The organism is Paraburkholderia sp. SUR17 (assembly GCF_029536165.1).
In the GTDB taxonomy this organism is placed as follows: Bacteria; Pseudomonadota; Gammaproteobacteria; order Burkholderiales; family Burkholderiaceae; genus Paraburkholderia; species Paraburkholderia kururiensis.
In genome coordinates this window covers 1,693,092-1,711,079 of the sequence record NZ_CP120508.1, presented here as the reverse complement: position 1 = coordinate 1,711,079, position 17,988 = coordinate 1,693,092, and the positions used below count along the sequence as shown (strand labels likewise).

General features: G+C 64.7%; 16 protein-coding genes. 1 reads left to right on the top strand and 15 read right to left on the bottom strand.

Annotated elements, in window-relative coordinates:
- Positions 1–57: 57 nt before the first annotated feature.
- Complete coding sequence (gene ppsA / locus P2869_RS07600) at positions 58–2,457, bottom strand: phosphoenolpyruvate synthase (protein WP_026122121.1); 2,400 nt, start codon at positions 2,455–2,457, stop codon at positions 58–60.
- A 485-nt stretch (positions 2,458–2,942) separates the two neighbouring features.
- On the opposite strand from ppsA, the gene P2869_RS07595 reads away from it, so the two are divergent.
- On the top strand, positions 2,943–3,758 hold the full coding sequence (locus P2869_RS07595; RefSeq protein ID WP_017778153.1) for a pyruvate, water dikinase regulatory protein: 816 nt from the start codon (positions 2,943–2,945) through the stop codon (positions 3,756–3,758).
- A gap of 21 nt (positions 3,759–3,779) precedes the next feature.
- Here the strand turns inward: P2869_RS07595 and P2869_RS07590 are convergent, their stop codons facing one another.
- The 14 genes from P2869_RS07590 to pyrH form a co-directional block, all read right to left on the bottom strand.
- Positions 3,780–4,565: an RNA methyltransferase gene (locus P2869_RS07590; RefSeq protein ID WP_277597911.1), complete on the bottom strand. Its 786-nt coding sequence runs from the start codon at positions 4,563–4,565 to the stop codon at positions 3,780–3,782.
- 90 nt (positions 4,566–4,655) lie between these two features.
- Entirely contained in the window at positions 4,656–5,465 is an 810-nt protein-coding gene (gene rnhB / locus P2869_RS07585) for a ribonuclease HII (RefSeq protein ID WP_017778151.1), read from the bottom strand.
- Positions 5,462–6,631, bottom strand: a complete 1,170-nt coding sequence (gene lpxB / locus P2869_RS07580; protein ID WP_017778150.1) for a lipid-A-disaccharide synthase — start codon at positions 6,629–6,631, stop codon at positions 5,462–5,464. Before lpxB ends, rnhB begins: the two co-directional genes overlap by 4 nt.
- A 3-nt stretch (positions 6,632–6,634) precedes the next feature.
- A complete protein-coding gene (gene lpxA, locus P2869_RS07575) occupies positions 6,635–7,423 on the bottom strand; it encodes an acyl-ACP--UDP-N-acetylglucosamine O-acyltransferase (protein WP_017778149.1) in 789 nt (262 codons plus the stop codon).
- 89 nt (positions 7,424–7,512) lie between these two features.
- A complete protein-coding gene (gene fabZ / locus P2869_RS07570) occupies positions 7,513–7,977 on the bottom strand; it encodes a 3-hydroxyacyl-ACP dehydratase FabZ (protein WP_017778148.1) in 465 nt (154 codons plus the stop codon).
- Positions 7,978–8,096: 119 nt separating this feature from the next.
- Complete coding sequence (gene lpxD, locus P2869_RS07565) at positions 8,097–9,173, bottom strand: UDP-3-O-(3-hydroxymyristoyl)glucosamine N-acyltransferase (RefSeq protein WP_126875649.1); 1,077 nt, start codon at positions 9,171–9,173, stop codon at positions 8,097–8,099.
- A gap of 23 nt (positions 9,174–9,196) precedes the next feature.
- Positions 9,197–9,730 carry an OmpH family outer membrane protein gene (locus tag P2869_RS07560; protein WP_026122120.1) on the bottom strand — a complete coding sequence of 178 codons (534 nt, stop codon included), beginning with the start codon at positions 9,728–9,730 and terminating at the stop codon, positions 9,197–9,199.
- Between the two features lie 14 nt (positions 9,731–9,744).
- Positions 9,745–12,048: an outer membrane protein assembly factor BamA gene (gene bamA, locus P2869_RS07555; RefSeq protein WP_126875650.1), complete on the bottom strand. Its 2,304-nt coding sequence runs from the start codon at positions 12,046–12,048 to the stop codon at positions 9,745–9,747.
- 66 nt (positions 12,049–12,114) lie between these two features.
- The gene (rseP, locus tag P2869_RS07550; protein WP_277597910.1) at positions 12,115–13,584 is read right to left on the bottom strand and encodes an RIP metalloprotease RseP; all 1,470 of its coding nucleotides are present in this window, start codon (positions 13,582–13,584) and stop codon (positions 12,115–12,117) included.
- 7 nt (positions 13,585–13,591) lie between these two features.
- Positions 13,592–14,797: a 1-deoxy-D-xylulose-5-phosphate reductoisomerase gene (locus P2869_RS07545; RefSeq protein WP_277597909.1), complete on the bottom strand. Its 1,206-nt coding sequence runs from the start codon at positions 14,795–14,797 to the stop codon at positions 13,592–13,594.
- A gap of 10 nt (positions 14,798–14,807) precedes the next feature.
- Complete coding sequence (locus P2869_RS07540; protein ID WP_277597908.1) at positions 14,808–15,629, bottom strand: phosphatidate cytidylyltransferase; 822 nt, start codon at positions 15,627–15,629, stop codon at positions 14,808–14,810.
- Positions 15,623–16,405, bottom strand: coding sequence for a polyprenyl diphosphate synthase (uppS, locus tag P2869_RS07535; protein ID WP_026122117.1), 783 nt, complete (start codon positions 16,403–16,405; stop codon positions 15,623–15,625). Before uppS ends, P2869_RS07540 begins: the two co-directional genes overlap by 7 nt.
- A 62-nt stretch (positions 16,406–16,467) precedes the next feature.
- Complete coding sequence (frr, locus tag P2869_RS07530) at positions 16,468–17,028, bottom strand: ribosome recycling factor (RefSeq protein ID WP_017778140.1); 561 nt, start codon at positions 17,026–17,028, stop codon at positions 16,468–16,470.
- A gap of 106 nt (positions 17,029–17,134) precedes the next feature.
- Positions 17,135–17,848: a UMP kinase gene (pyrH, locus tag P2869_RS07525; RefSeq protein WP_017778139.1), complete on the bottom strand. Its 714-nt coding sequence runs from the start codon at positions 17,846–17,848 to the stop codon at positions 17,135–17,137.
- Positions 17,849–17,988 lie beyond the last annotated feature (140 nt).

Below are 17,988 nucleotides of genomic sequence, written 5' to 3'. Positions count from 1 at the left end.
CGCCGCGGCGTTCGGCAAGCGACAGCACTTGCCGAACGCTGCAGGTGCGCTCGTGAATTACTTCGCCTGGGCGAGCGCCTGCCACGTTTCGATGACCGTGTCCGGATTCAGCGAAATCGAGGCGATACCCTCGTCGGCGAGCCACTTCGCGAAGTCCGGATGGTCCGACGGCCCCTGGCCGCAGATGCCCACGTACTTGTCGAGGCGGCGGCAGGTGTCGATGGCGCGCTTCAGCATGAACTTCACCGCGGGATCGCGCTCGTCGAAGTCCACCGCCAGCAGTTCCATGCCCGAATCGCGGTCGAGGCCGAGCGTGAGCTGCGTGAGGTCGTTCGAACCGATCGAGAAGCCGTCGAAGTGCTGCAGGAATTCTTCGGCCAGAATCGCGTTGGACGGCACTTCGCACATCATGATGAGACGCAGGCCGTTCTCGCCGCGCTTGAGACCAAACTTCGCGAGCAGACCGACCACGCGCTCCGCCTGACCGAGCGTACGCACGAACGGCACCATGATCTCGACGTTCGTCAAGCCCATCTCCTCGCGCACGCGCTTCAATGCGATGCACTCCATCTCGAACGCCTGCGCGAAGTCTTCCGCGATGTAACGCGACGCGCCGCGGAAGCCCAGCATCGGGTTTTCCTCGTCCGGCTCGTAACGCGACCCACCGATCAGCTTCTTGTACTCGTTGGACTTGAAGTCCGACAGACGCACGATGACGGGCTTCGGATAGAACGCGGCCGCGATCGTCGCAATGCCTTCCGCGAGCTTGTCCACGTAGAACGCACGCGGCGACGCATGGCCGCGCGCCACGCTTTCCACCGCCTTCTTGAGATCCGCGTCGACGTTCGGATACTCGAGAATCGCCTTCGGGTGCACGCCGATGTTGTTGTTGATGATGAATTCGAGACGCGCAAGACCCACGCCTTCGTTCGGCAGTTGCGAGAAGTCAAACGCGAGTTGCGGATTGCCGACGTTCATCATGATCTTGACCGGCACCGGCGGCAGCTCACCGCGCTGCACTTCGGTCACTTCGGTTTCGAGCAGGCCGTCGTAGATGCGGCCTTCGTCGCCTTCCGCGCACGACACGGTAACGAGCGAGCCGTCCTTCAGCACGTCGGTTGCGTCGCCGCAACCCACCACGGCCGGCACGCCGAGTTCGCGCGCGATGATGGCCGCGTGACACGTCCGGCCGCCGCGATTCGTGACGATCGCCGAGGCGCGTTTCATCACCGGCTCCCAGTTCGGGTCGGTCATGTCGGCCACCAGCACGTCGCCGGGCTGCACGCGTTCCATTTCGGACGGATCGTGAATCACGCGCACGCGGCCCGCGCCGATCTTCTGGCCGATGGCGCGGCCCGTGGCAAGCACCGGCGACTGGCCTTTGAGCTTGAAGCGCTGCTCGATCTTGCCGTGCGACTGGCTCTTCACCGTTTCAGGGCGCGCCTGCAGGATGAAGATCTTGCCGTCGCGGCCGTCCTTGCCCCACTCGATGTCCATGGGACGCTGGTAGTGCTTTTCGATGATGACCGCGTACTTCGCCAGTTCGATGACGTCGTCGTCCGTGATCGAGAAGCGGTTGCGCTGCTCGTGCGGCACGTCGACGGTCTTCACACGGCCCGGCTCGCCTGGCTGCGTGAATTCCATCTTGATCAGCTTGGAGCCGATGGAGCGGCGGATGATGGGCGACTTGCCCTGCGCGAGCGTGGTCTTGAAGACGTAGAACTCGTCCGGATTCACCGCGCCCTGCACGACCGTTTCGCCCAGGCCGTAGCTCGAGGTGATGAACACGGCCTCTTTGAAGCCCGATTCGGTGTCCAGCGTGAACATCACGCCCGCCGCGCCCACGTCCGAGCGCACCATGCGCTGCACGCCGGCCGACAGGGCGACCTCCGCGTGCGTGAAGCCCTTGTGGACGCGATACGAGATGGCGCGATCGTTGTAGAGCGACGCGAACACGTGCTTCATGCGGTCGAGCACGTCTTCGATACCGACCACGTTGAGGTAGCTTTCCTGCTGACCGGCGAACGACGCGTCGGGCAGGTCTTCGGCCGTAGCCGACGAGCGCACGGCAAAAGACAGCTCGCCGGGCGAACTCTTTTGCAGCGTGTCGAACTGGGCGCGAATTTCCTCTTCGAGACGAGGTTGCATCGGCGCAGCCACGATCCACTCGCGGATTTCCTTGCCCGCGGCGGCAAGCGCCTTCACGTCGTCGACGTCGAGCGTGTCGAGACGTTTCGCAATACGTTCGGTGAGGTTGTTGTGTCGGAGGAAGTCGCGGAACGCGAGCGCCGTGGTGGCGAAACCGGTCGGCACGCGCACACCGGCTTCGGCGAGCTGACTGATCATCTCGCCGAGCGACGCGTTCTTGCCGCCCACGATTTCCACGTCGGTCATCCGCAACTGTTCGAACGGAACTACATACGCCTCATCCTTTGCGACGTTAACTGCGTTAGTCATACAAGCCCCTAAGTGTGAAAAAAATGCTCGATTGCGCAAGTGGGCTTACGCGCGACAGGCTCATTGGAAGCGTGTCGCACCTTGCGCAACCTGTTGGAGAAGCAATCGCCGGCGGCGGAGGTCTTGCAGCCGCTGCTACTGGCGACCCTCCAGCGCTATGCCTTGCGGGGAGCCGGCAAAGCCGGCTGCGATAGCACGATGAAGCGCAAGATTCGCCGAAATTACCGCGAGTCTGTGCATATTTGCGACAGAACGACGCGGGATCGACGGCAATTCGGCGTGGTTCGCCTGCAATTGCTTATCCAACAGGTTGCCGCTATTCTACCGTGCCGAGTGCCGAAATGTGTCAGCCGGCACGAACAACGCCTCGAATGGGTGCACGAACACGATCCCTCGCGTTCATGGCCTTCAAGGCGCGGCCTTCGGGCCGATCCTTCTCCTTGCCACACCGGGCGCTGCCGCGCTTGACGTTTTAGCTTCTACCGATGCCGCCCACCGTATTCATCGTCTCCGACGGTACTGGAATCACTGCCGAGACCTTCGCGCATTCCATCCTCTCCCAGTTCGATCAGAAGTTCCGCCTCGTGCGCGTGCCGTTCGTCGACTCTACGGAGAAGGCCTACGTGACCGTCGAAAAGATCAACGAATCGGCGATTCACGACGGCCGCCGGCCAATCGTCTTCACGACGCTCGTGAACAGCGGCTCAAACCAGATCGTGAAGGGATCGAATGCGCTCGTGCTGGACATGTTCCAGACTTTCGTCGAACCGCTCGAGCAGGAGCTTGAACTCAAGTCGAGCCACGCGATGGGCCGCGGCCACCAGAACGCGGACACCGACGAATACAAGAACCGCATCGAGGCGATCAACTTTTCGCTCGCCCACGACGATGGGCAGTCGAACCGCAATCTGACGGATGCCGATGTGATCCTCGTCGGCGTGTCGCGCAGCGGCAAGACGCCGACCAGTCTCTATCTCGCCATGCAGTACGGCGTGAAGGCTGCCAATTACCCGCTGATTCCCGAAGACTTCGAACGCGGCAAGCTGCCCACGCCGCTGCTCGCGCACCGGACGAAGATCTTCGGGCTCTCCATCGACCCGCAACGCCTCTCCGAAATCCGCAACGAGCGGCGCCCGGGCAGCAAGTACGCGGCGCTGGAAAACTGCCGCTACGAGATCAACGAAGCCGAAGCGATGATGCGGCGCGAAGGCATCAAGTGGCTCTCGTCGACGCACAAGTCGATCGAGGAAATCGCCACCACCATCCTGCAGGAAATCAGGCTGGACAAGCCGGCGTACTGACCGCCGCCCGAAGAAGCGTGCTCATTCGCGGTGCCGCTGCTGGCGGCACTGCTCGAAGAGACACACGGCCGCCGCCGCCGCGACGTTGAGTGACTCCATGCCGCCTGGTTGCGGAATGGTCATCCGGTAAGCCGCAACCTGACGCCACGCCGCCGATACCCCCGCCCCTTCGTTGCCGAACACCCACGCAAGCGGCCCGGACAAATCACTGTCGTAGATCGCCGCGCTGCCGTGCGAGTCCGTGATCGCCACCGGTACGTCGAGCCGCTCGATCAGTGTGGACGTCTCCACGTCCTCGTGAATCTTCATCAGAAAATGCGCGCCCATGCCGGAGCGCAACACCTTGGACGACCACGCGTACGCGGTGCCGGGACCGCAGAAGACATGCTGGATGCCGGCCGCTGCCGCGCTGCGCAGAATCGAACCCACGTTGCCCGCATCCTGAATGCCGTCGAGCACGACGCAGGTCTGCGCCACGCGCTCGGGCATCTCGGGGACAAGCCGGTCGACGAGCAGCAGCAACCCCACGCCGTTCACGACATTGGATAACTGGCCAAAGAGCGCATCGGGCAGCGTCACGACTTGCTGTGGATCGATGCGCGCGATGATTTCCTGCGCCTCGTCATGGCGCAGCGCCCCTTCGGTCACGATGCAGGTCTGCGGCTGGCCTGCCGCGTCCAGGTAGGCTCGCGCGAGATGAAACCCTTCGAGCAGCGCCTGGCCACTGCGCCGCTGCTGATGAGTCGAGCCGGCCAGCGCCTTCAGGCGTTTGTAGAGCGGATTGTCGCGCGAGGTAAGCGTTTTCACGGGCTTTCACGAGGGCGCCCACAAGGCTCTGGTGGGCGCGCGGCAAGAAGATGGGACGAAGAAACAGCGCCGATGCGGCGCCGAGGTAATTCAGAACGGTGCGGTACCGTCGTCCGGCTGGGGTTGCGCTTGTGACGGGCGCTGCCGTTTGGCTACGCCGGCGAGGCCATCAGCCGACGCGACGGCAAACGCATCGTCCAGATCCGCGTCGCCTGCGGAAACAACCGCCGACACAACGTTTTCGCGGCCCGGCACCACCAACGACAGGCCGTGCAGCGCGTAGGCCTCGCGCACCGGCGCAAACGACCGCCGGTGGTGCTCGCACGGGCCATGCTCACGCAGCGCGGCAAGGTGCTGCGGCGTACCGTAGCCCGCATGAGCGTCGAAGCCGTACATCGGGAAGGTTTCGTGCAACTCCAGCAGCATCCGGTCGCGCGTGACCTTCGCGAGAATCGACGCGGCCGAGATGGAGGGCACGAGCGCGTCGCCGCCGATCACGGCTTCGCTTCGCACCGCGAGCACGGGACACCGGTTGCCGTCGATGCGCGCGAGCGTCGGCGTCACGCCGAGACCTTCCACGGCGCGCTTCATCGCGAGCATCGTGGCGTGCAGGATGTTCAGCGTGTCGATTTCCTCTACCGATGCCGACGCCACGCAATACGCCACCGCTCGCGTCACGATCTTCTCGTAGAGCGCTTCACGCTTTTTTGCGCTCAAGACCTTCGAGTCGTCGAGGCCGCGAATGGGTCGCGCGCGATCGAGAATGACCGCAGCCGCCACCACGGGACCGGCGAGCGGCCCACGGCCCGCTTCGTCCACGCCGCAGACAATGTCTTCCGGTGCGTTGAACTCGAGCCCCGCCTGAGTCGCGCGGCCACCGGTTTTCCGGCGGCCCGTCATGCGCGCCTCCTGCGCTTTTCGACAATGCCCGCCACGACTTCGGCAGCACGCTGCGACGTGTTCTGCTTCAGCACGCGATGCATCTCCGTGAAGATTTCCTTGAGCGTGCGACGGTTCGCGTCGTCGCGCAACTGGGTCAAGGTGGCATCCGCGAGCGCTTCGGGCGTCGCGAAATGCTGAAGCAGTTCGGGCACGACGAAGCGCCCCGCGAGAATGTTGGGGAGCCCGACGTAAGGCAGATACCCCTGGCGGCGCATGATCTGGCCCGTGAGCCAGGGCACCTTGTACGAGATGACCATCGGCTTCTTCAGCAGCGCCGCTTCCAGCGTGACCGTACCGCTCTTCACGAGGATCGCGTCGGCGGCCGTCATGGCGACCTGCGACTGGCCGTCCACCACCGTGAGCGCGAGCCCAGGATGTGCGTCGACGAGCGGCTGCAGCAGCGCGCGCAGCGCCGGCGTGGCCGCCGGCATCACGAAGCGCACGCCGGGCTCGCGTTGTTGCATGAGCGCCATGGCCTCGAAGAACGTAGGTCCGATCAGGCCGATTTCCGAGCGTCGGCTGCCGGGCAGCACGGCGATGACGGGACCGCTCTCCGGCAGGCCGAGTACGCGACGCGCGCCTACCGTGTCGGGTTCGAGGGGAATTTCGTCGGCGAGCGGGTGGCCCACGTACGACGCGGCCACGCCCGCCTTCTCGAGAATCGCGGTCTCGAACGGGAACACGCATAGCATGTGGTCCACCGACTTCGCGATCTTCTTGATACGGCCACCGCGCCACGCCCAGATCGAGGGACACACGAAATGAACCGTGGGAATGCCCGCTTCGCGCAGCGGTTGCTCGAGGCCGAAATTAAAGTCGGGCGCATCGACGCCGACGAACGCATCCGGCGGGTCGGCCAGCAGTTGCCGCTTCAGCTCGTTACGGATGCCGAGAATCTCGGGGATGTGCCGCAGCGCCTCGACGTAACCGCGCACCGTCAGCTTCTCCATGGGCCAGTGCGCCTCGAAGCCCTCGGCGATCATGCGAGGGCCGCCGATGCCGTAGTACTGCGTCGTGCCTTCGAGGCGCCCTTGCAGGCCCTTGAGCAGCGACGCGGCCAGCAGGTCGCCGGACGGTTCGCCGGCCACCATCGCGAGCCGCAGCGGACGGGTCTGCAGCGCCATCGCCTAGCGGATGATGCCGCGTTGCGACGCTTCGACGAAGTCGACGAACGCCTTCACCGGCGCGTCGCCGTCGCCGCCCGCCGAGGCGAGTTCGCGTAGCTGCACCTTGGCCTCTTCGAGCGACAGGCCATTCTTGTACAGCAGACGGTAGGCCGAACGCAGCGCCGAGATCGCATCGGGCGAAAAGCCGCGGCGACGTAGCCCTTCGACGTTGATGCCGTGCGGTTCAGCCTTGTTGCCCGCGGCGATGACGAACGGCGGAATGTCCTGCACGAGCGCCGAAGCGCCGCCCAGCATGGAATGCGCGCCGATGCGCACGAACTGGTGCACGCCCGACATGCCGCCCACCACGGCGTAGTCTTCCACGATCACGTGCCCCGCCAGTTGTGCGTTGCTCGACATGATCACGTTGTTGCCGAGCCGGCAGTCGTGTCCGACGTGCACGTACGCCATGATCCAGTTGTCGTCGCCGATGACGGTGACGCCCGTGTCCTGAATCGTGCCCGTGTGGAGCGTGGTGAATTCGCGAATGGTGTTACGGTCGCCGATCACGAGCCGCGTGGGTTCGCCCTTGTACTTCATGTCCTGAGGGCGGCCGCCGACCGACGCGAAATGGCCGATCCGGTTGTCCACGCCGATCGTGGTGTGCCCTTCGACCACCGTATGCGAGCCGATCGTGGTGCCCGCGCCAATCGTGACGTTCGCGCCAACAACCGCATACGGTCCGATTTCGACCGTTTCGTCGAGCTGCGCGCCCGGCTCGACGATCGCAGTGGGATGAATCCTGCTCATGCGTCCTCGCTTCTCGTTCTGCTGCTTCTCGTTCTGCCAACTCGCGCCCTGCCCGTGCAGGCCCTTGGCAGCCGTTGTCGCAGCCGCCTTTACTTGCCCGGCTCGACGTTCTTGACCGTGCACATCAGCTCGGCTTCTGCCGCCACGACGCCATCCACCTCGGCGCGCGCCTTGAACTTCCAGATGCCGCGCAGGTAGCGCTCGAACGTAGCGTTCAGAATCAGCTGGTCGCCCGGCTCCACGACGCGCTTGAAGCGCGCACCGTCGATGCCGACGAAGTAGTACAGCGTGTTTTCTGGATCCTGCGGCGCCTCGGCGAACGTGAGGAGCGCCGCCGTCTGTGCGAGCGCCTCCAGAATCAGCACGCCGGGCATGACCGGACGCGACGGGAAATGCCCCATGAAGTACGGCTCGTTGATCGAGACGTTCTTCAGCGCCTTGATGCTCTTGTGCGGCTCGAGCTCGAGCACCCGGTCGACGAGCAGGATCGGATAGCGATGCGGCAGCAGCGTGAGAATCTTATGGATGTCGAGATTGATCTTTTCGGTGCTCATGGTGTTTCTGCTCACGCATTGACTGCGCGGTGATGACTGCGGAAAGGCTCATGCGGCCGGGGAACACGCGGTTCCCGCGACCTCCGCTCGTTGGCGGGACGGCGCGGCTGCGCCGTCGCTTACGTTTCGTCCGGCGTCTTCGCGGCCGCAGCCGCTTCGAGCGCCTTGATCCGGTCGCGCAGCTTGTCGAGATTGCGCATCAGCGCGGCGCTGCGGTTCCAGTCGGCGTGATCCACGGCGGGGAACGCGCTCGTGTACATGCCCGGCTTCAAGAGCGACTTGGACACGCCCGACTTCGCCGTGACGATCACATAGTCCGCCAGCGTCACGTGACCCGCGATGCCGACCGCGCCGCCGATCATGCAATGCCGCCCGATCGTGGTGCTGCCCGCGATGCCGGCACAGCCGGCGATCACGGTGTACGCTCCGATGCGGCAGTTGTGACCGATCTGCACGAGGTTGTCGATCTTCACGCATTCTTCGATCACGGTGTCCGCCATCGCGCCGCGGTCGATCGTCGTGTTCGCGCCGATCTCCACGTCCGGCCCGATCGCGACGCCGCCCACTTGCGGAATCTTGACCCAACTGCCCGTGCGCGCGTCGCCCTCGCCCGTGAAGTCAGGGGCGAAGCCGAAACCGTCCGAGCCGATCACGGCGCCCGCGTGAACGATCGCGCGCTCGCCGATGCGGCAGCCGTAATACACCGCCACGTTCGGATACAGATGCGAGCCTTCGCCAATCTGCGTGCCGCGCCCGACGAACACATTCGCGTCGAGACGCACGTTCTCGCCGATCACAGCGCCCGCTTCGACCGTCACGTTGGGCCCGATCACCGCGCTCGCGGCAATCTTCGCCGATGCATCGACCGTGGCGGAAGGATGCACGCCCGGCGCCACTTTGGGCGCGGCGAGGTCGATGAACGCCTGCGCCACGCGAGCGAAATAAGCGTAGGGATTCGGCGTGACGATGAAGTTACGGCCTTCGCGGGCCGCGAGCTTCGCGAGGTCGTCGGCCGAGATGAGGACAGCGCCCGCCTGGGTGGTCTCGACCTGCGACAGGTACTTCGGGTTCGCGAGGAACGCCAGTTGAAGCGGGCCAGCCTGATCCAGCGGAGCCAGGCTGCCCACGCGATGCGACGGGTCGCCGACTACTTCACCGCCGAACCGCCGGACGATTTCCTCGAGCGTAAATGCCATGGTGCGCGTACTGCTCCTGCTTTTCAGTTGGCGTTGCCGCCCGACGCCGCAAGCGCCTTGAGCACCTGGTCGGTAATGTCGATGCGCGGGCTCACGTACACCGCTTCCTGCACGATCAGGTCGTAGTGCTGCTGCTCGGCAATCTGCTTGATCACCTTGTTCGCACGGTCGAGCACCGCGGCGAGTTCTTCGTTGCGCCGCTGATTCAGGTCTTCACGGAACTCGCGCTGCTTGCGCTGGAAGTCCGTATCGAGCTGCGACAGGTCGCGCTGCTTCTGTGCGCGGTCTGCGGCCGACAACGACGTGCCGTTCTTGTCGAGCGAATCGGACATCGACTTCAGGCGCTGCGCCATGTCCTGCAGATCCTTGTCGCGCTTCGCGAACTCGGCCTCGAGCTTGCTCTGCGCGGCCTTGGCGGGAGCGGATTCGCGCAGGATACGGTCCGAATTGACCGCCGCAATCTTCGCTTCCTGGGCGTGGGCTGCGGCGCTCACACCCAAGGCCGCTGCCAGCGACAGGGCCCAGGCCACACGTTTGAAAGACATACCCGTTAGCAAAGTCATCCTCTCGATTAGAACGCCGTCCCGATCTGGAACTGGAACTTCTGATACTGGTCGCCCGTGTGTTTCACGAGCGGGAAGCCGAGGCTCAGCTTGAGCGGGCCGATGGGCGAGATCCACGCGAGGCCGACACCGTAGCCGTAACGCAGACCGTTCGCACCGATGCTGTTGCCTTCCGTGCCCCAGACGTTACCGCCGTCGAGGAAGGTGAACACACGCAGCGTGCGGTCATAGCCGGTGCCCGGCAGCGGGAACGTCAGCTCGATGTTGCCCACCAGCAGCTTCGAGCCGCCGATCGGGTCGTTCGTCTTGGCGTCGCGCGGACCCAGCGAGCTCGGCTCGTAGCCCCGCACCGAACCGATACCGCCCGCGTAGTAGTTCTTGAAGATCGGGTACGGCTTGCCGCCGAGGCCGTTGCCGTAACCGCCCTGGAAGTTGAAGCCGAGCACGAAGCCGCGCGCAAACGAGTAATAGTACTGCGCCTGGATATCGGCCTTGTAGTACTGGGTACCCGCGATCGGCGTGCCGTACTCCGCGTTCGCCTGCGTGAAGTAGCCGCGGCTCGGCACGAGCGCGCTGTCGCGCGCGTCACGCGACCAGCCGAGCGTGAGCGGCACGTTGCTCGACACGCGGCCGAAGTTGTTCACGTAGTCGATATAGCTTTGCGGCGTGGCCGAGTCCACGTCGAGGCGGTTCTGCTCGAAGCCCGTGCCGAAGTACACCGTATCGACTTCCGAGAACGGGATGCCGAACTTGAGGTCGGCGCCGGCCGTGATGATGCGGAAGCTCGAATTGGTCGAGTAGTAGAGCGGCTGGTACGTGCGGTAGTAGACGTCGGTAATGCGCTTGATGCCGTCCACCGTGAAGTACGGGTCGACCTGCGTGACCGTCAGCGTGCGGTAGCTGCGCGCCGTGTTGACGTTGACCGAGAGGCTCGTGCCCGAGCCGAACACGTTGTCCTGCGAGACGCCCGCCGAAAGCACCACCTTGTCCGTGGACGAGAAGCCCGCGCCCAGCGTGATCGCGCCGGTCGGCTTTTCCGTGACCTTCACGTCGACGTCGACCTGGTCTGCGGTGCCTTCCACGGGGACGGTGGTGACATCCACGTCCGTGAAGTAGCCGAGACGATTGATGCGGTCCTTCGACAGTGCGAGGCGGTTCGAATCGAACCACGAGCTTTCGAGCTGGCGCATTTCGCGACGCACCACTTCGTCGCGCGTGCGCGTGTTGCCGTTCACATTGATGCGGCGCACGTAGACGCGGCGGCTCGGGTCCACCTGCAGTGTGAGGTCGACCTTGTGATGTTCCTGATCGATCTGCGGCACCGCGTTCACGGTCGCGAACGCATAGCCGTATTCGCCGAGCTTGTCGACGATGGCCTTTGTCGTGGCCTGCAGCTTTTCGGCCGAGAAGCGGTCGCCCGGCTTGATCTTGACGAGCTTGTTGAGCTCCGCCTCGCGGTCGAGCAGATTGCCCGCGAGCTTGATGCTCGACACCGTGTACGGCTCGCCCTCATGCACCGTGATGGTCAGGTACATGTCCTTCTTGTCGGGCGAGATGGAGACCTGGGTCGACTCGATGTTGAATTCGAGGTAACCGCGGTTCAGGTAGTACGAGCGCACGTTCTCGAGGTCGCCCGTGAGCTTTTCCTTCGAGTACAGGTCGTTCTTGGTGTACCAGGAGAACCAGTTCGGCGTGGAGAGTTGCATCTCGTCGAGCAGCGTGCTCGACTTGAACGTCTTGTTGCCGATGAAGTTGATCTGGCGAATCTTCGCGCTCGGCCCTTCCACCACGGCGAACAGGATCGCAACGCGGTTGCGGTCGATCGGCGTGACCGTGGTCGTGACCTCGGCGGCGTAGAAGCCGCGCGTAAGGTACTGGCGCTTCAGTTCCTGCTCGGCGCGATCCACGAGCGCCTTGTCGTAGTAACGACCCTGCGAGAGACCCACCGAGCGCAGCGCCTTGGTGAGGTTGTCCTTGTCGAACTCGTGCAGACCGGAGAAGTCGATGGTGCCGATCGCGGGCCGCTCGGCCACCTGGACGATCACGACGCTGCCCTCGGTGGCAATCTTCACGTCGTTGAAGAAGCCCGTCGCATAGAGCGCGCGGATGGCTTCGGAAGCCTTCTCGTCGGTGAACGTCTCGCCTTGCTTGATGGGCAGGTAGGAAAACACGGTGCCGGGTTCGACGCGCTGCAGCCCCTCGATCCGGATGTCCTGTACCACGAAAGGTGTCGTTGCGTGTGCCACCAGTCCATGCGCCGCAAACGCTGCGGCAACAACCGTTTTCGGAACCAAGCGATGAGGTCTAAACAACGTGCTTCCCCAGTATGTATAGCTGCATCAGACCGGACGGCTGTCGCTGGACGCCGCCGGACTTCTTTAAAAGTGGATTAAACGAGCCAGATCGTTAAAAAGCGCAATCGCCGACAAGGCGACGATGCAGGCAAGCCCCGCTCTCTGGAGTACCAGCTGCCAACGATCGGAAACGGCTTTGCCCGTTACAGCCTCAACCAGATAATATAACAGATGCCCCCCGTCCAATACCGGAATTGGTAGCAGATTAAGCACGCCGAGGCTGATGCTGACAAGGGCCAGGAACGACAGGAATGCAGAGGGACCGAGGCGTGCGCTCTTGCCCGCGTAGTCGGCAATCGTCACCGGACCCGAGAGATTCTTGAGCGACGCTTCGCCCGTAATCATGCGGCCGAACATCCGCAGCGAGTAGATCGCGATGTCCCAGGTGCGCGTGGCGCCCAGGCGAACGCTCTCGATCGGCCCGTAATGAACGTCCACCGAAGGTGCGTCTGTGGCAAGCGCCGCGCCGATGCGGCCTACGCTCTGGCCGGTTTCGTCATCGCGCTGCGACGCGGGCACGACGGTCAGTTGGCTTGTTGGCTGGACCGGCACGGCGGCGGCGGCGCGCGCGCGCTCCCCGCTCTTGTTTGCGGCGTCGCTCGCACCCGCTTTCTGCTGCGTTTGCTGCGGCGCACCGTGCTCCACCTCCAGCACCACCGGCTTGCCGGCGTGCGCCTTCACATACGCGATGAAGCTTTCCGCGCTGTCCACGGGACGACCGTCCATGCGGCGCAGCGTGTCGCCGGCCGCAAGCCCCGCCCGCTGTGCCGGGCTGCCCGGCTCGACCGCCGCCACGCGCAGCGTCGCGCCACCCACGTCGAAGCCGAGCTTCGACATGAAGTCGTCGTCGAGATCCTGACTGGAGAGGCCTGCAAGGTTGACCGGGAAGTCATACGTGCCCTGTCCGTCACGTGCCGACAGCACCACGCGCTCGTGGTCGAGCGCGGCACCCAGCAGCTTCCAGCGCAGATCGGTCCACGATCGCACCGGCTCAGCCTGCGCGCCGTTGGCATCGCGGATGGCAACGATCTTCTCGCCGCCTTCGAAGCCGGCTTGTGCCGCAACGGTCCCTGCGGGGGGGGCGGCTACGATGGCGACGGGCTCCGTCACACCCGTTGCGAACACGGCCGCGAACAAGACGATGGCAAGCAGGAAGTTGGCAAACGGCCCCGCCGCAACGATGGCGATCCGCTTGCCGACGGCCTGGCGGTTGAAGGCACGCGGCAGGTCTTCAGCGGGAATCGGCACCGCGTCCTCGACCACCTCGCGCTCGTCGAGCATCTTGACGTAGCCGCCCAGCGGCAGCGCCGCCACCACCCACTCGACGCCCGTCTTCTTGCTCACCCAACGCGCGAGCGGCTTGCCAAAGCCGATCGAAAAACGCAGTACCTTGACGCCGCACAAGCGCGCGACGCTGTAGTGGCCATACTCGTGAACGACCACGAGCACGCCGATCGCAACGATGAAGGCGACCAGTTCGGTGAGCAGATTCATAAGCGCCTCACTGCGCCACGCGCTCCAGATGGCGCGCGCCGGCAGGCAAACCGTCGATGAACGATGCCGCTGCCCGGCGAGCCGCCGCGTCGGCATCCAGCACATCGTCGAGACTCGTGGCCCGCCGGTTCGGCAGCGCGTTGAGCACGGCGTCGACAGTCTGCGCGATAGCCATGAAGGAAATGCGGCGCGCGAGGAAAGCGTCGACCGCGACCTCGTTGGCCGCGTTCAGCGCGGCGCTCGCCACGCCGCCCTCGGCCAGCGCCTTCATGGCGAGCGCGAGACACGGGAAGCGCTCGTAGTTCGGCTTCTCGAACGACAACGTCGCGATTTCGGCAAGGTCGAGCTGCGCGACGCCCGAATCGACGCGTTCCGGAAACGCGAGCGCATGCGCGATCGGCGTGCGCATATCGGGGTTGCCGAGTTGTGCGAGCACCGAACCGTCGGCATACGAGACGAGTGAATGGATCACGCTCTGCGGATGGATCAGCACGTCGATGCGCTCACCCGGCAAACCGAAGAGCCAATGCGCCTCGATGACCTCGAGGCCCTTGTTCATCATCGTGGCCGAGTCGACCGAAATCTTGCGGCCCATCACCCAGTTCGGATGCTTGCACGCCTCTTCCGGCGTCACGTTGGCGAGCGTGGCGGGTTCGCGTGTACGGAACGGACCTCCGGACGCGGTCAGGATGATCTTCGAGACGCCGCCGTGCAGCGCCGCCTCGCGCGGCAGACACTGGAAGATCGCGTTGTGCTCGCTGTCGACGGGCAGGAGCACTGCATGGTGATCGCGCACGGCATCCATGAAGATGGCGCCGGACATCACAAGGGCTTCCTTGTTCGCGAGCAGGATGCGCTTGCCCGCGCGAGCAGCCGCAAGCGTGGGAGCGAGGCCCGCCGCACCGACGATCGCCGCAACTACGGTATCGCACCCGTCGCTCTTCGAGACGTCGACGAGGGCCTGCGGGCCCCATGCGACTTCGGTCTTGCTTCCCGCGGCGCGCAGCTTCGCTTCCACCCGCGCCGCGGTTTCGGCGTCGCCGACAACCGCCACCTCGGGCGCGAAGCGCAGGCACTGCTCGACCAGCTTGTCGCCGTTGCCGTGCGCCGTAAGCGCGTAGACCGAGAAACGTTCCGGATGCCGCGCGACGACGTCGAGCGTGCTGTCTCCGATCGAGCCCGTGGAACCGAGCAATGTCAGTCGTTTTTGCATGATTCTTTCTCTAGCCGACGCTGCGGCCGACGATAAGCATGGCCAGCGGCAGCACCGGAAGCAGTGCGTCGATACGGTCGAGGACGCCGCCGTGCCCCGGCAGAAGGCCGCTGGAGTCCTTCACGCCTGCCTGGCGCTTGAGCAGCGACTCGAACAGGTCGCCCACCACGCTGAATGCGACCAGCACCGTGAGCGCGAGGAGCGCCCGGACAGGGCCCGCGTGCGCGAAGAGCGTTGAATAAAGGGTCGGCTCGAACGCGTGCAGTGTCGCGGCGGCCGTCGAGATGACCATGACCGCGAGCCAGCCGCCCGCGGCGCCTTCCCAGGTCTTGCCGGGACTGATGGCGGGCGCCAGCTTGTGGCGGCCGAAGGCCTTACCCGAGAAGTATGCGCCGATATCGGCGAGCCAGACGACGAGCAGCAGCGACAGCACGAACGCCACGCCGGCTGCGCGAGCCGCTACGAGCGCATGCCAGCAGGCCGCGAACAGCACGAGGCCCGCGACGAACAGGAACGGCCGCCAGGCCCCCTCGGCAAGCGCCGGCTTGCGCACCAGCGTATAGGGTCCGGCGATCACCCAGAAGATCGCGGCCGCTTCGAAGAGCGGCCGCGTATCGGAGAGGCGCGTGCTGGCCACCACGGCGAGGCCGGCGACCACCGCGTACAGCACGGGCACCACACCGCCTGCCTTCAGAAGCCGTGCCCACTCCCAGGCGGCGAACACCACGACGAAGCCGATCAGCGCACCGAACGCGCCGATGGGCGCAAACAGCGTGACCGGCAGGAAGACAGCCAGCAGAACGAGTGCCGTGATGACACGGGTTTTTAGCATGGAAGAGGATCGACGTTTTGCGATTGCGGCTCCAGCTGCGCACTGGTGCGACCGAAGCGCCGCTCGCGCTCCGCGTACGAAGCGATGGCGTGGCCGAGCGCATCCGCGTCGAAATCCGGCCAGTAGGTGTCGGTGAAGTAGAACTCGGTATAGGCGAGTTGCCAAAGCAGGAAGTTGCTGATGCGCTGCTCGCCGCCGGTGCGAATGAAGAGATCGGGCTCGGGCGCGTAGGCCATGGCCAGATGCTGGGCGAACGTGTCTTCGTTGACCGGCACCACATTGCCCGTTTGCGCCGCCTCTTCGACCAGTTTCCTCGTCGCCTGCATGATGTCCCAACGGCCGCCGTAGTTGGCTGCAATGGTGAGCGTGAGACGCGTGTTGCGGGCGGTTTTCGTTTCCGCGCGGCGGATGAGGTCCTGAATGCGGGCGTCGAACATCGACAGATCGCCCACCACACGCAGCCGGATACCGTTTGCATGGAGCTTGCCGATCTCGCGTTCGAGCGCCGTGACGAACAGACGCATCAGGAACGAGACTTCGTCGGTCGGACGGCGCCAGTTCTCGGAGCTGAACGCGAACAGCGTCAGGTACTGGACCCCGCGGCGCGCGCACGCTTCCACCGTGGCGCGTACCGCGTCGACGCCCCGCGTATGACCGGCGACGCGCGGCAGCCGGCGCTGCGTCGCCCAACGGCCGTTGCCGTCCATGATGATCGCGATGTGACGCGGGACAGCAGTCACATCAGGCACGCGAACGGTTGAGCTGGTATAGGTCATGGCCGTCGGACTCAAACTGCTTGGGGAACGGAAAACACTGGCGCAAAGAAAGCCCGACGGCCTCAGACCGTCATGATTTCCGCTTCTTTGGTCTGCACCATCTTGTCGATCTCGGCGACGAAGCGGTCCGTGAGCTTCTGGATCTCGTCGCCGGCGCGACGCTCGTCGTCTTCCGAGATTTCCTTGTCCTTGACGAGCTTCTTCAGTTGCTCGTTGGCGTCGCGGCGCAGATTACGCACGGCGACCTTCGCCGTTTCGCCTTCGCTCTTCACGACCTTGGTGAGTTCGCGGCGGCGCTCTTCCGTGAGCGCGGGCATCGGCACGCGGATCAGGTCGCCCTGAGAGGCCGGGTTCAGACCGAGATCCGATTCGCGAATCGCTTTCTCGACCACCGGCACCATCTTCTTTTCCCACGGCTGGACGCCGATCGTGCGGGCGTCCACGAGCGTGAGGTTCGCGACCTGGGAGATGGGGACCGGCGAGCCGTAGTAGTCGACCTGGATGTGATCCAGCAGACCGGTGTGGGCGCGGCCCGTGCGGATCTTCGACAGATCGTTCTTGAATGCGTCGATCGAGCGCTGCATCTTTTGCTCGGCGCCCTTCTTGATGTCAGCCACAGCCATTTTCTAACCTCCGAACCATCATAACGTGCGGACCGGCCAGCGCGCCGCTGCGGCAGCTTCAAGCCTCGCCGGACCCGCGTTCGAGCCTTCTCGCGTGACCGAGAGTTTACACGTGGACGAGCGTGCCCTCGTCGTCGCCCTGAACGATCCGCTTGAGCGCGCCCGCCTTGGTGATCGAGAACACGCGGATAGGCAGCTTCTGGTCGCGGCACAGCGCGAACGCCGTGGCGTCCATGACCTGCAGGTTGCGGCTGATCGCCTCGTCGAACGTAATCGTCGTGTAGCGCGTCGCCGCAGGGTCCTTGCGCGGATCGGCCGAGTACACGCCGTCCACCTTGGTTGCCTTGAGGACGACCTCGGCGCCGATCTCCGAGCCGCGCAGCGCCGCCGCCGTGTCGGTGGTGAAGAACGGGTTGCCCGTGCCGGCCGCGAAGATCACGACCTTGCCCTCTTCCAGCTGGCGAATGGCGCGCGGACGGATGTAGGGCTCCACGACCTGGTCCATGCGCAGCGCGGATTGCACGCGCGCTTCGATGCCCGCGTGACGCATGGCGTCCTGCAGCGCGAGCGCATTCATCATGGTGGCCAGCATGCCCATGTAGTCGGCCGTCGCGCGGTCCATGCCGGCCGCGCCGCCCGCCACGCCGCGAAAGATGTTGCCGCCGCCGATCACGACCGCGAGCTGCGTACCGAGCTTCACGACCTCGGCCACGTCCGCCACCATTCTTTCGATCGTTGCGCGATTGATGCCGAAAGCATCGTCGCCCATCAGAGCTTCGCCGGAGAGTTTGAGCAGAACGCGTTTATAGGCAGTGGGCATGGAGGTATCCAGATCGCGCGGAAAGGGACAATAACTTGAAACTGTAGGGGTGAAATACTGATTCGGGCAAGCGCCGCCAAATTTGCCCCGGCACGCGCACAGGGTGCGCGCAACCGTCGATCGGCGCGCCGGCGGGGATG